The organism is Streptomyces sp. NPDC056224 (assembly GCF_042267665.1).
Taxonomy (GTDB): Bacteria; Actinomycetota; Actinomycetes; order Streptomycetales; family Streptomycetaceae; genus Streptomyces.
On record NZ_JBHJTK010000056.1, the window covers coordinates 24,249 to 39,153 of the forward strand.

Annotated in this window: 4 protein-coding genes; all 4 read left to right on the plus strand. The window is 75.3% G+C overall.

Annotated elements, in window-relative coordinates:
• The first annotated feature begins 76 nt into the window (after positions 1-76).
• The gene (locus tag ACFCZ1_RS34880) at positions 77-6,493 is read left to right on the plus strand and encodes an amino acid adenylation domain-containing protein (RefSeq protein WP_376682302.1); all 6,417 of its coding nucleotides are present in this window, start codon (positions 77-79) and stop codon (positions 6,491-6,493) included.
• 142 nt (positions 6,494-6,635) lie between these two features.
• Positions 6,636-7,745 carry a capreomycidine synthase gene (gene vioD, locus ACFCZ1_RS34885; RefSeq protein ID WP_376682303.1) on the plus strand — a complete coding sequence of 370 codons (1,110 nt, stop codon included), beginning with the start codon at positions 6,636-6,638 and terminating at the stop codon, positions 7,743-7,745.
• Between the two features lie 37 nt (positions 7,746-7,782).
• Complete coding sequence (gene gntD / locus ACFCZ1_RS34890) at positions 7,783-8,814, plus strand: guanitoxin biosynthesis L-enduracididine beta-hydroxylase GntD (RefSeq protein WP_376682304.1); 1,032 nt, start codon at positions 7,783-7,785, stop codon at positions 8,812-8,814.
• 173 nt (positions 8,815-8,987) lie between these two features.
• Positions 8,988-14,905: amino acid adenylation domain-containing protein (locus ACFCZ1_RS34895; protein ID WP_376682305.1), on the plus strand; the 5,918-nt coding region annotated here is incomplete at its 3' end.

A 14,905-nucleotide genomic window follows, 5' to 3' on the forward strand; every position in this document is an offset into this window, starting at 1 on the left:
CGCCGCGAGCGCCCCGAGCGCCGCCACCCCCACGCCCACCCCCACCCCCGACCGCACCCCTGTGAAGGAGCACCCCGTGGCCACCACCCCGCGCACCGTCGAGGTGCTGCCGACCTCGGCCGCCCAGCGCCGGTTCTGGCTGATCGACCGGCTGGAAGGCCCCAGCGGCGTCTACAACACCGCTGCCGCGCTGCGGCTGCGCGGACCGCTGGCCACCGAGCACCTGCACCGGGCGTTCCAGCTGCTGGTCGACCGGCACGAGGCCCTGCGCACCGTGTTCCCGGCCCGCGACGGCGCCCCGGTCCAACTGGTGCTGCCGCGACGCGCCTTCGAGCTGGACCTGACGGATGCGGCCGGGGCCGGTGAGGACGAAGTCCGCGCGCTGGCCGGCCGGCTCGCCGAGCAGCCGTTCGACCTGGCCAAGGGCCCGCTGATGCGGGCCGGACTGATCGTGCTCGGGCCGCAGGAGCACCTGCTCGTCGTGGTCCTGCACCACATCGTGGTGGACCGCTGGTCCTTCGGCCTGCTGATGTCCGAACTCTCCGAGTGCTACGCCGCCCTGGTAGAACGGCGGCCGGTACGACTGCCCGGGCTTCCGGTCCGGTACGCCGACCACGTGGCCGGCCGGCAGGCCCTGCTGGACGGCGGGCTCGGCGAGCGACTGCTCGACTACTGGCGTGGCCAACTGGCCGGTGCGCCCGAGGCTTTGGAACTGCCCGGCGACCGGCCGAGGCCGCCGGTGCGCAGCTTCCGCGGCGCGAGCGTGCCGGTGCGGCTGGACGCCGCCGCCTCGCAGGCGGTGCGCGACCTGTGCAAGACCGCGGGGGCGACCCCGTTCATGGTGCTGCTGGCCGCCTTCCAGGCGGTGCTGGCCCGGCACGCGGGTACCGAGGACGTGGTGGTGGCGACCGGGCCCGCCACCCGGGCCCCGGGCGCCGAGCTGCTGGTCGGCTCGCTGGTCAACACGGTGCTGCTGCGTACCTCGCTGGCCGGTGACCCCACCTTCGCCGAGCTCGTCGAGCGGGTGCGGGGCACCGCGCTGGACGCCTTCGACCGCCAGGAGCTGCCCTTCGACCGGCTGGTCGAGGAGCTGGCGCCCAGCCGCGACCTGTCGCGCAACCCGCTGGCCCAGGTCGGCTTCGTGCTCCAGAACGCGCCCGCCACCACGCCCGAGCTCACCGGCCTGGCCGTCGAGCCGGTGCCCGTGGCCCGGGACAGCGCGCACCTGGACCTCGACCTCCAACTGGCCGAGGAGGACGGCTGCTTCACAGGATTCGCGGAGTTCGCGCTCGACCTGTTCGACGCCCCGACGGTGGCCCGGCTGCTCGGCCACTGGACCACCCTGCTGAGCGCCGCCGTCCGCGCGCCCGGCATGCGGCTGTCCGGACTGCCGATGCTCACCGCGGCCGAGCTGGAACGGGAGCTGCACGGCTGGAACGACACCGACGGGGAGTTCCCCGCCGGACAGCGGGTGGACCAGCTGTTCGCCCGCCAGGCGGCCCGGACCCCGGGAGCGGCCGCCGTGATCGACGCGGCCGGCACCCTGGACTACCGGTCCCTGGACGCCTGGGCCGGACGGATCGCCCACCGGCTGCGGCGGGCCGGTGTCGGGCCGGACGTGCCGGTGGCGCTGTGCCTGGAGCGCGGCGCCGGACTCAGCGCCGCCATGCTGGGCACGCTGCGCGCGGGCGGCGCCTTCCTCGGGCTGGACCCGTCCTATCCGGCCGACCGGCTGGCCTTCATGCTCGCCGACTCTGCCCCGGCCGTGGTGCTGGCCGACCGGTCCTCCGCGGGAGCGCTCCCGCCCGGTACCGAGCCGCTGCTGCTGGAGGAGATCCCCGCCGACGGACCCGAGTTCGGCCGCACCGGGGCCGGGTCCGGGGCCGGCCGCGCCGAAGGCGAGCCGGCGGGAGCGGGCGAGAACAACCTGGCGTACCTGGTGTACACCTCCGGCTCCACCGGGCGCCCCAAGGGCGTCGCCGTCACCCACCGCGCCATCGTCAACACCTTCACGGGGCTGGCCCGTTCGCACGGCTTCGGCCCCGGCGACCGGATGATCGCGCTGCACTCGCCGAGCTTCGACCCGGCCGTGCACGACTGCCTGGCCCCGCTGGTGGCAGGCGCCACCGCCGTCTTCCCCGCGCAGGACACGGTCCGCGACCCGCGGCACTGGGCCGAGCTGGTCGCGCGCCACCGGGTGACCGTGTGGTCGATGGGGCCGGCCGGTACCGAGGCGATGCTGGCCGCCGCCGAGGAACACGGCCTGGTACTGGACAGCCTGCGCACCGCGATGATCGGCGGCGACGTCCTGCCGCCCGCGCTGCCGCCACGGCTGCGCGCCGCCGCCCCCGGCTGCCGGGTGGTCAACTCGGCCGGTGTGGCCGAGGCCGCCTTCTGCAACAACGAGTACCTGGTCCCCGAGGACGCCGGCCCCGGCCCGGTGCCCTACGGCCGCCCGCTGCTCAACCAGCGCCTGCTGGTCCTGGACGGACTGCTGCGCCCGGTACCGGCCGGGGTCCCCGGCGAACTGTGCGTGGCCGGCGAGGGCCTGGCCCGCGGCTACCTGGGCCGCCCCGGCCTGACCGCCGAACGCTTCGTGCCGCACCCCTACGGCCGGGTGCCGGGCGAGCGCCTCTACCGCACCGGCGACCTGGCCCGCCGCCGGGCCGACGGCGGACTGGAGCTGCTCGGCCGGGCCGACAGCCAGGTCAAGATCCGCGGCTTCCGGGTCGAGCCGGGCGAGGTGACCGGTGTCCTGCTCGGGCACCCGGCCGTGGCCGACGCGGTCGTGGTGGCCCGCGACGCCGCCCCCGGCGACCGGCGGCTGGCCGCCTACTGGGTGCCCGCGGGCCGCCCGGACGACGCCCCGGTGTCCGACGCCGAGCTGGCCGCCTGGCTGCGCGAGCGCCTGCCCGGCCACATGGTCCCCGCGCTGTGGACCGAGCTGGCGGCCCTGCCGCTCTCGCCCAACGGCAAGGTGGACCGGGCCGCGCTGCCCGAACCGGCCGCGGCGGACGGCGCCGCGGACCGCCTCGCCCCCCGCACCGCCGACGAGGCCGTCGTCGCCGCGATCTGGCAGCGGCTGCTGGAGCTGCCCGAGGTCGGCGTGCTGGACGGCTTCTTCGACCTCGGCGGCCACTCGCTGCTCGCCAACCGGCTGGTCAGCGCGCTGCGCGCGGAGTTCGGCGTGGAGCTGCGGCTGCGCGAGGTGTTCGCCGCCACCACGGTGGCCGCGCAGGCCGCGCTGGTCGGGCGACTGCGCTCGGCCCAGGGCCCGGCGCCCGCCGCCCCGCTGCCGCCGGTCACCCCCGCGGACCGCTCCCGCCCCCTGCCGCTCTCCTTCGCCCAGCAGCGGATGTGGCTCTTCGACCGCTTCGCCCCCGGCAACCCGGCCTACCACGTGCCCACCGCGGTACGGATCGGCGGCGACCTCGACCCGGTGGCGCTGGCCGCCGCGCTGCGCGCGCTGATGGCCCGGCACGAGGTGCTGCGCACGGTGGTGCCGGAGACGGACGGTACCCCGGCGCAGCGCGTCCTGCCGGCCGGCGAGGCCCCGCTGACCGTCCGCGAACTCGCGGTCGGCGAGCGGGCCGAGGACCTGGTCGACGCGTTCGTCACCCGTCCCTTCGACCTGGCGTCCGAGGCCCCGCTGCGCGCCCTGCTCCTGCGGACCGCCCCGGCCGAGCACCTGCTGGTCCTGGTCATCCACCACATCGCGCTCGACGGCTGGTCGATGGGAGTGCTGGTCGAGGACCTGGCCGCGCTCTACGACGGCCACGACCTGCCGCCGTTGCCCGTGCAGTACGCCGACTACGCCCAGTGGCAGGCCGACCGGGCCGCCGAGGGCCGCTGGACCGAGCAGCTGGAGCACTGGCGCGGGCGGCTGGCCGGACCGCTGCCGGTCCTGGACCTGCCCGCCGACCGGCCTCGCCCGGCCACCCCGAGCCTGGCCGGGGCGGTCCACGAGTTCACCCTGTCCGCGGAGCTGACGCAGCGGCTGCGCGCCCTCGGCACCCGGCACGGCGCCACCCTGTTCATGGTGCTGCTCGCCGGCTACCAGACGCTGCTGGGACGGCTCTCCGGCGCCGAGGAGGTGCTCGTCGGCACCCCCGTCGCGGGCCGCGGCCAGCCCGAACTGGACGGCCTGGTGGGCTGCTTCGTCAACAGCCTCGCGCTGCGCGGCGACCTGTCCGGGGACCCCGCCTTCGCCGAGCTGCTGGAGCGCACCCGCGACCGTACGCTCGCCGACTTCGACTGCCAGGAAGTGCCGTTCGAGCAGGTGCTGGACGCCGTCGGAGCCGAGCGCGACCCCGCGCGGCACCCGGTGTTCCAGACCATGCTGACCCTGCAGAGCGCCCGCCCGCCGCGGGCCGGATTCGACGGGCTGGACGTCGAGCCGGTGGACGCTCAGACCGGCTCCTGCCTGATGGACCTGATGTTCACCGCCGCCGAGCGGGACGGCCGGCTGGCCTTCACGGTCGAGTACGCGACGGACCTGTTCGACGCGGACGGCATCGTCCGCCTGGCGCACCGCTTCGGTGTGCTGCTGGAGGCCGCCGCCGACGCCCCGCACACCGCCCTGTCGCGGCTTGCGCTGCTGGACGCCGAGGAGCGCCGCACCGCGCTCACCGACTGGAACGCCACCGCCCGCCCCCTCCCGTCCGGCGGCCTGCACGACCTGGTGGCGGCGGCAGCGGCCCGCACCCCCGGCGCCCCGGCGCTGGAGCACGAGGGCCGCACGACCAGCTACGCCGAACTGGAAGCCGCTGCCGAACGGTGCGCCGCCCGGCTGCGCGCGCTGGGCGTCGGCGGGCAGAGCGTGGTCGCGGTGCACGCGGCCCCGACGCCCCAGCTGGTCACCGCCCTGCTCGGGGTGCTGAAGGCGGGCGCGGCCTTCACCACGCTCGACCCGGCGCTGCCCGAACAGCGGCTGCGCCTGCTGCTGGAGCTGTCCGGCGCACAGCTGGTGCTCACCGACGGCAGCGCCTCGGGCGGGCTCCTGGACGGGGTCCCGGTGGCCCCGATCGAGGCGGCGGCCGCGCCGGGCGGGACCGCCCCGGTGACCGGCTCCGCGATCGCACCGGACGCCCTGGCCTGCGTCTTCTTCACCTCCGGCACGACCGGTTCCCCCAAGGGCTCGATGTTCACCCACCGGGGCCTGGTCAACTTCACCCTCGCGATGGCCGGGGAATTCCGCCTGGCCCCCGGCGACCGCTTCCTGCAACTGGCCTCCACCGGCTTCGACGTGTTGCTGGAGGAGCTGTTCCCGGCCCTGGCGGCCGGCGCCACCGTGGTGCTGCCCGGTGCCCGGCTGCTGGCCGGCGGCGTCGACCTGACCGGCTACCTGGCCGAGCACCGGATCACCGGCCTGGAACTGACCACCGCCTACTGGCACGACTGGGCCGCCGAACTGGAGCGCACCGGCGCCGCGCTCCCCGCGGACCTGCGGTTCGTGGCGATGGGCGGCGAGCGTGTGCGCCGGGACCGGCTGGCCGCCTGGCAGCGGCTCGGCGTGCCGCTGGTGCACGTGTACGGGCTGACCGAGGCGACCTGCACCTCGACCACCCGGCGCGTCACCGACGAGCCGGTGGACGGCGACGGCCTGCCGATCGGCCGCCCGCTGGCCAACACCACCGTCTACCTGCTGGACCCGGCCGGAGAACCCGTACCGATCGGCTCCCCGGGCGAGCTCCACCTCGGCGGCGCCGGGCTGGCCCGCGGCTACCTGGGCCGCCCCGGCCTGACCGCCGAACGCTTCGTCCCGGACCCGTACGGAGAGCCCGGCGCCCGGCTCTACCGCACCGGCGACCTGGCGCGCCACCGGGCCGACGGCGAAGTGGAGTTCATCGGCCGCGCGGACCAGCAGGTGAAGATCCGCGGCCACCGGATCGAGCCCGGCGAGGTGGAGGCGCAGCTCGCCGAGCTGCCCGAGGTCGGCGCCGCCGCGGTCGTGGTCCGCGAGGACGAGCCGGGCGAGAAGCGGCTGGTCGGCTACGTGGTGGCCGCCCCCGGCACCGAGCCGGACGTCTTCGAGCTGCGCGCCGCGCTGCGCGAGCGGCTGCCCGAGTACCTGGTGCCGTCCTCGATCGTGCTGCTGCCCGCGCTGCCGCTGAACGGCAACGGGAAGCTCGACCGCGGCGCGCTGCCCCGGCCCGGCCGGTCCGAGCTGACCGGCGGAGCCGCGGTGGCCCCGCGCACCCCCGCCGAGGCGGAGATCGCGGAGCTGGCCGGGGAGCTGCTCGGCCTGCCGGCCGTGGGCGTCCACGACAACCTCTTCGACCTCGGCCTGCACTCGCTGCTGGCCGCCCGGTTCGCCGCCCGGGTGCGCGAGACCTGCCAGGTCGAGGTGCCCCTGCGGGTGTTCTACGAGGCGCCCACCGTGGCCGGGCTGGCCCTGCGGGTGGTGCAGCTCCAGGCCGAGGCGACCGACCCGGACGACCTGGCGCGGCTGCTCGCCGAACTGGAGGCCGAGGACGGACTCGCCACCGCCTGAGCCCGGCCCGCCACACCACCCCGCCACACCCGGCCCGGCCCGCCTCACCACCCCCGCCACACCCGGCCCGCCACACCCATCCCCGAGCGCGCCGAACTCCGAACGCGTCGAACCCCGGCCGACCCGGCCACTGGAGGAACCCATGCCCATCGCCCCGGCCCTGCTGGAGGACTGGCTCCGCGAGCGGTACTTCACCACCACCTACGACATCAGCAGCAGCGGCGTCGAGAACTACACCGTCGACCAGGTCCTCGCCCTGGCCGGTACCAGCGCCGCCTCGCTCGGCGACGTCATGTTCCGCGACAGCCACTCGCTGGGCGGCGAGCCGCTGCGCGCCGCGCTCGCCGAGAGGCACGGCACCGACCCCGGCTCGGTGATCGCCACCCAGGGCTCCAGCGAGGCGATCTACCTGGTCATGCACGCCCTGCTGAAGCCCGGGGACCAGGTCGTGGTGCAGGCCCCCGCCTACCACGCGCTGGTCGAGGTCGCCGCCTCGCTGGACTGCCGGATCGTCCCGTGGGCGATGCGCACCGAGCACGGCGTGGTCACCAACGAGGACGAGCTGCTGGCGCTGATCGGCCCGGACACCGCCATGGTGGTGGTCAACTTCCCGCACAACCCGACCGGCGCCACGGTGACCGAGGACCAGCAGGCCGCCGTCATCGAGACCTGCGCCCGGTACGGCACCTGGCTCGCCTGGGACAACGCCTTCCAGCACCTGGTGTACGACCGTCCGCCGCTGCCCGACCCGACGGCCCGCTACCCCCGGGCGATCTCCTTCGGCACCCTGTCCAAGGCGTACGGCCTGCCGGGACTGCGGGTCGGCTGGGCGCTCGCCGCGCCCGAGGTGCTGGCCGGCTGCGTGCGCCGCCGCGACTACACCAGCCTGGCCCTCTCCCCGCTCGTCGAAGCGGTGGCCACGCACGCCGTCCGGCACGCCGACGAACTGCTGCGCCCCCGGCTGGCCCAGGCCGCGGCCAACCGGGCCGTGCTCGCCGACTGGCTGGCCGCGCACCACGACCTGGTGGCCGCCGACCTCCCGGCCGGCGGGGTCACCGCCTTCCCCGAGCTGACCACGGTGGCGGATGTGACCGCCTTCGCGGACCGGCTCGACCGCGAGCACGGCGTGCTGGTCGTACCGGGCGCCTGCTTCGGCGCCCCCCGCCACATCCGGCTCGGCTTCGGCGGCGCCCCCGAAGAGCTGACCGCCGGACTCGACCGGCTCGCCGCACTGCTGCCCGAACCCCGCTGACCCCTCCGCACACCCGACCACCGAGGTGATCCACCCCATGCACACCCTCACACTCGACCCCGCCGACGCCGAGGCGATCGCCGCCCTCCTCGACGAACTGGCCGAGCGGCACGACAGCGTCGAGGACCAGACGCTCCAGGACGAACTGACCATCCAGTCACACCGGTTGCCGCTCGCGCTGCGCCGCTTCCTGACCGACTTCCGGCTGCACGAACCCGCCGGAGCCTGCGTGGTCTCCGGCTACCGGGTCGACCAGGACCGGATCGGCGCCACCCCGGCGCACTGGCAGCACCGCACCGGGGTCTCGCCGGCCCTGCGCGAGGAGATCTTCCTGCTGCTGTGCGGGGCGCTGCTCGGCGAGCCGGTCGCCTGGGCCACCCAGCAGGACGGCTACCTGGTGCACGACGTCCTGCCTGTGAAGGGCCACGAGGACGAGCAGATCGGCACCGGCAGCAACCAGACCATCTTCTGGCACGTCGAGGACGCCTTCCACCCCTACCGGGGCGACTACGTGGGCCTGCTCTGCCTGCGCAACCCGGACCGGGTGCCCACCACCTTCGTCGGCGTGCAGGACCTGGAGATCTCCGCCGAGGACCGGCGGGTGCTGGCCGAGCCGCGCTTCTACATGCTGCCCGACAACTCACACCTCCAGATGCTCGACGCCGGTCCCGGCCGCCCCCTGGAGGGCGGCACGCGACTGCTGGACGCGGCGTACGAGCGGCTGAAGCAGATGCGCGACGACGCGGCACCGGTACCGGTGCTGTTCGGCTCACCGGCCGACCCGTACCTGTGTCTGGACCCGTACTTCATGGACCTGGACCGGCTGGACCCGCAGGCCCGGGACGCCCTCCAGCGGCTCTCGGACGAGATCGACCGCCGCCTGGGCGGCGCCGCACTGGCCTCCGGCGAGATCGTCTTCGTCGACAACTACCGCGCGGTGCACGGCCGCAGCTCCTTCGCGGCACGCTTCGACGGCACCGACCGCTGGCTCAAGCGGGTCAACGTCGCCCGGGACCTGCGCAGGTCCCGGGACGCGCGAGCCACCGCCGCCTCCCGCGTCCTGTTCTGACCAGGGCCCGTCGGCCCCGTCCGCCGCCGACAGAACTCCGTCTTCCACCCATGGCCCCAGGGCCTGTCTTCCGGATCATGCCGGGCCCGTGACGCCCGGTGCCGCGCCTCTGATCCGGCCTGATCCGAAAGACAGGCCCCAGGGCCCGCCTGACCTTCTCCGAGGAGAGCACCGTGAGCACCACCCAGACCGCCGCAGCCGAGGCCACCACCGCCGACACCGCCCGCCGCATCGCCGAGCTGCCGCCCGAGCAGCGGGCCCGGCTGGAGGCCCGGCTGCGCGAGCGGCTGGCCCGGCGCCCGGCCGCCCCCGCCGGTGTGCCGCGCCGCCCCGAGGGCGCGCCGGTGCCGCTGTCCTTCACCCAGGAGCAGATCTGGCTGGCCCAGCAAATCGCCCCGGAGTCGGCCGCGTACAACGTGCCGATGGCGGTGACCTGCTCCGGCCCCCTCGACGCCGAGCGGCTGGCCCGGGCGTTCCGCACGGTGATCGGCCGGCACGAAGTGCTGCGCACCACCTTCGCAGCCGGACCCGACGGCCAGCCCGTTCAACTGGTGCACGGGGAAACCAGGTTCGAGCTTCCGGTGACCGACCTCCGGGCCCTCGCGGCGGACGAGGCCGAGGCGCGGGTGCGCGCCCGGCTGACCGAGGAGGCGCACACCCCGTTCGACCTGGCGGCCGGTCCGCTGCTGCGGGCGGCGCTGATGCGCACCGGCGAGCAGGAACACGTCCTGTGCCTGACGATCCATCACATCGCCTCGGACGCCTGGTCGGTGAACGTCCTCCTCGCCGAGGCCGCGACCGCCTACCGGCTGGCGGACGGGACCACCGGCGCGGCACTGCCGCCGCTCCCGGTGCAGTACGGCGACTTCGCCGCCTGGCAGCGCGGCCGCCTGGGCGGCGCCGCCCACCAGGAGAGCCTCGGCTACTGGCGGCAGCGGCTGGCCGGCCTGACCGACACCCCGCCGCCCGCCACCGCCACGGGCCGGCCTGAGGGCGGCCCGGCCGCCGGAACGCACAGCCTGGAGCTGCCCGCCGAGGTCGCGGCCGGCCTGCGTGCCCTGGCCGCACGGCACCGGACCACCCTCTTCACGGTGTCCCTCGCGGCGCTCCAGGTGCTCCTGCACCGGTACGGCGGCGGGCCGGACCCGGTGATCGCCACCCCGGTCGGCGGGCGCGGGCGCAGCGAGCTGGAAGGCCTGATCGGCTGCTTCGTCAACACCCTGCTGCTGCGCGGCGACCTTTCCCCTCGCTCCGCTGGGGATGCCCCTGGCGGCGAACCCACCTTCGCCGAGCTGCTGGACCGGGCCACCGAAGCGACCCGACGCGACTTCCAGCACCAGGAAGTGCCCTTCGAGCAGCTGGCCGCACAACTGCGGTCCAGCTCGCCGGACGGACTGGCGCGCACCATGCTGGTGCTCGACCAGGCCGCCCCGCAAACCGCCCCGGAAACCGCCCCGCAAGCCGCCCGGGACGCGGCCGGCTCCGGCGAACTGGTCCTGCGCCCGCTGGACGGGGCCGGCCCGGCCGACGCCAAGCGTGACCTGACCTTCACCGTCTCGGAGACCGGCGACACCCTGACGCTGACCCTCGTCCACCGAACCGACCGCTACGAGGAGCGCTCCGCCGAGCGCCTGCTCGCCCACTACGCCACCCTGCTGCGCGAGGTCTGCACCGACCCGCACCGCCCGGTCGGCCGCCTGCCCCTGCTGACCGCAGCCGAACGCACGATGCTGCTGGACACCTCCAACGCCACCGCGCTCGACGTGCCCGCCGGTACCTTCCACGGCCGCTTCGCCGAGCAGGCCGCCCGCACCCCGCACGCCGTCGCGGTGGTCGGCGCCGACGGCACCCACCGCTACGCCGAACTGGACCGGCTGGCCAACCGGCTGGCGCACCACCTGCGCGGGCTCGGCGTCGGCAGCGAGACCCCCGTCGGCATCTGCCTGGAGCGCGGTGCCTGGACCGTGGTCGCACTGCTCGCCGTACTCAAGGCCGGCGGCTGCTACGTACCGGTCGACCCGGCCCAGCCGCAGGAGCGGATGGCGATGATGCTCGCCGACACCGCCGCGCCCGTGGTGATCACCCGCGCCGCCCTCGCCGGCCGGCTCCCGTCCGGTGTGCGGGCGGTCGCGGTGGAGGAACTGGTTCTCGACGCGCAGCCCGACACCGCCCCGGAGGTGGCCGTGGACCCGGGCCAGGCGGCCTACGTGCTGTTCACCTCCGGCTCCACCGGGCGGCCCAAGGGCGTGGTCGTCGAGCACCGGCACGTGCTCAACTACCACACCGCGGTGGTGTCCGCGCTGGGCCTGGAAGCGGCCGGGTACGCGATGGTGCAGCCGTTCACCTTCGACTCCTGCGTCACGGTCCTCTCGTCCGCGCTCCTGGGGGGCGGCACGCTGCACATGGTGGACGCCGACACCGCCTCGGACGGGCGGCTGCTGGCCGCCTACTTCGCCGAGCACGCGATCGACTACCTGAAGATCAGCCCCTCGCACCTGGCGGCGCTGGAGGGTCCGGGCGCCGGGCACCGGGTACTGCCCCGCCGGGCCCTGATCCTGGGCGGCGAGGGCTCGACCAGCAGCTTCGTGCGCGAACTGCTGGGCCGGGCCGATTGCGAGGTCCTGAACCACTACGGGCCGACCGAGACCACGGTCGGCGTGACCACCCACCGCCCGCGGGCACAGGAGCTCGCCGGGACCGCGACCGTGCCGATCGGCCGCCCGCTGGGCAACGTCCGCGCGTACGTGCTGGACGGCCGGGGCGAGCCGGTGCCGGTCGGGGTGCCGGGCGAACTGTTCATCGGAGGCGCCCAGGTCACCCGGGGCTACCTGGGCCGCCCGGGCCTGACCGCCGAGCGTTTCGTGCCCGACCCGACCGGTGCGCCCGGCGCCCGGATGTACCGCACCGGCGACCTGACCCGCCGACTGCCGGACGGCCCGATCGAGTTCCTCGGGCGGCTGGACGACCAGGTGAAGATCCGCGGCTTCCGGATCGAACTGGGCGAGGTGGAGGCGGCCTTGGCCGCCCTGGAGCCGGTGGCGGCAGCCGCCGCCGTGGTCCGCGAGGACCGGCCGGGGGACCGGCAGCTCGTCGGATACCTCGTCCCGCTGCCCGGCGCCGAGATCGAACCGGCCGACCTGCGCCGCGAACTGGCCGGGACGCTCCCCGGCTACATGGTGCCGTCCGCGCTGGTGGTGCTCGACGCGCTGCCGCTCACCGCGCACAACAAGCTGGACCGGCGCGCCCTGCCGGCCCCGCCTCGCCAGGAGCCCGGGGCCGGGCGGGCCGCGCGCGACGAGCGGGAGGCCGCCCTGTGCCGGATCTTCGCCGAGGTGCTGGGCACCGAGCGGGAGCCGGGCATCGACGAGAGCTTCTTCGACCTCGGCGGCCACTCGCTGCTGGCGATGAGGCTGGTCGCGACGGTGCGGGCCGGGCTGGACGCGGAGATGGGTGTCCGTGACCTGTTCGAGGCGCCGACCGTCGCGGCGCTGGCCGAGCGGCTGGGCGCGGCCCTGCCCGCCACCGCACTGCCGCCGCTGGTCAGGGCGGAGCGCCCGGAGGTGCTGCCGCTCTCCTTCGCCCAGCGTCGACTCCGGTTCCTCAACGGGATGGAGGGCGAGGCCAGCGCCTACACGATGCCGGTGGTGCTGCGGCTGACCGAGGCGGTGGACGCCGTCGCGCTGCAGGCCGCGCTGGACGATGTGGTGGGACGGCACGAGACCCTGCGCACCGTGTTCCCCGAGACCGAGGGCCGGCCGTGCCAGCTCGTGCTGCCCGCCGCTCCGGGGCTCGTGCCCCTCGACCTCGTGGAGACCGACGAGGGTGGTGCCCGGGCGCGGATCGCGGAGCTCTCGGCCAAGCCCTTCGACCTGTCCGGTGAACTCCCGCTGCGTGCCGCTCTCTTCACCCTCGCTCCGGACGACCACCTGCTGGTCCTGGTGCTGCACCACATCGCCGGGGACGGCTGGTCCATGCGTCCGCTGACCCACGACCTGACCACCGCCTACCACGCCCGCACCCACGGGGACGCCCCGGACTGGGCGCCGCTGCCGGTGCAGTACGCGGACTACGCGCTCTGGCAGCACCGCCACCTGGGTGACCCGGACACTCCCGGTACGCCCCTGTACGAGCAGCTCGCCCACTGGACGGCCCGGCTGGCCGGGCTGCCCGAGGAGATCGCCCTCCCCGCCGACCACACCCGGCCCGCGCACCCCACTCACCGGGCCCGCACGCACACCACGCACACCGATTCCACCGTTCACCAGCACCTCACCGCTCATGCCCGTGCCCACCGGGCCACGCTCTTCCACGCGGTGCATGCGGCGCTGGCCGTCCTGCTGACCCGTAACGGCGCCGGCTGCGATCTGCCGATCGGTACGCCCACCGCGGGCCGTGCGCACCGTGACCTGGACGAGCTGATCGGTTTCTTCGTCAACACCCTGGTCCTGCGCACGGACACCAGCGGCAACCCGACCCACACCGAACTGCTCGGCCGTACCCGTGACGTCGGTCTCGCGGCGCTCTCCCACCAGGACCTCCCCTTCGAGCGCCTCGTCGAGGCCCTCAACCCCAGCCGTGCCCCCCACCGCCACCCGCTCTTCCAGACCGTCCTCACCCTCAACAACACGACTGCCGAGAACACCGAACACACCAGTCAGGACGTTGAGTTCGAGAGCGCCGCGAAGTTCGACCTGTCCTTCACCGTCACCGAGCACCACACCGCCGACGGCGCTCCCGGCGGACTGACCGTCACCATCGAGTACGCCGCCGACCTCTTCGAGCCCGCCAGCGTCGCCCGGCTGGCCGACCAGTTCCAGCGGATCCTGACCACCGCCGCCCAGCACCCCGACACCCCCCTCCACGACATCGACCTGCTGGGCGCGACCGGCCGGGCCGAACTGGCCGGGCTGGCCACCGGCTCCGTCCATCCGCTGCCCGCCGCCGCCCTGCCGGAGCTGTTCGCCGCTCAGGTCGCCCGCACCCCCGACGCCACCGCCGTCGTCTGCGACACCGGCACCCTCAGCTACGCCCAGCTCGACACCGCCACCGACCGCCTCGCCCGCCACCTCGTAGCCCTCGGGGCGGGTGCCGAACGCCGGGTCGCGATGCTCCAGCAGCGGTCGGCGGAGCTGGTGGTCAGCACGCTGGCCGTGGTGCGGGCGGGCAGCGCGTACGTGCCGCTGGCCGAGAGCTGGCCCGACGAGCGGATGGCCCTCGTGCTGGATGACACCGGCGCCGATCTGCTGCTGGTGGACGCGGCCACCCGTGACCTCCCGTTCGTCCGGGCCCGGGCCGCGGCCGGTGTGCGGGTGGTGGACGTCTCGGCCCCGCTGCCGGACGCCCCCGCCCTGCCCGTCCCGGCCGTCCAGCCGGACCGGCTCGCCTACGTGATGTACACCTCCGGCTCCACCGGCCGCCCCAAGGGCGTCGCCGTCACCCACGCGGACGTGGCCGCGCTGGCCGCCGACCGCTGGTGGCTGCGGGACGGCCACCACGAGCGGGTGCTGTTCCACTCCCCGCAGGCTTTCGACGCGGCCACCTACGAGCTGTGGGTGCCGTTGCTGAGCGGCGGTGCGGTCGTGGTCGCACCCGCGGGTGAACTGGACGCCGAGCGGATCGGACGGCTGGTCGCCGAACACCGGGTCACCGCGCTGTGGCTGACCGCCGGCCTGTTCCGGCTGCTCGCCGAGGACGCGCCGCAGAGCCTGGCCGGCGTGCGCGAGGTGATGACCGGGGGAGACGTGGTGCCGGCGGCCGCGGTACGCCGCGTGCTCGGCGTCCACCCGGGGCTGCGGGTGGTCGACGGCTACGGCCCGACCGAGACCACCGTCTTCGCCACCCGGCACTCGATCACCGCCGGGGACGCGCTCGGCAGCACCGTGCCGATCGGCCGGCCGCTGGACAACATGCGGGTCCAGGTGCTGGACGCGGCGCTGCGCCAGGTGCCGCCCGGCGTGCCGGGCGAGCTGTTCATCGCCGGTGCCGGACTGGCCCGGGGCTATCTCGGCCGTCCGGGGCTGACCGCCGAGCGTTTCGTGCCGGATCCGTTCGGTGAGCCGGGTGCGCGGATGTACCGGACGGGCGACCTGGG

What these genes read in the sequence shown, in the direction of transcription:
- vioD (WP_376682303.1), top strand. Translation starts at nt 6,636, where the DNA reads ATGCCCATCGCCCCGGCCCTGCTGGAGGACTGGCTCCGCGAGCGGTAC.
- gntD (WP_376682304.1), top strand. Translation starts at nt 7,783, where the DNA reads ATGCACACCCTCACACTCGACCCCGCCGACGCCGAGGCGATCGCCGCC.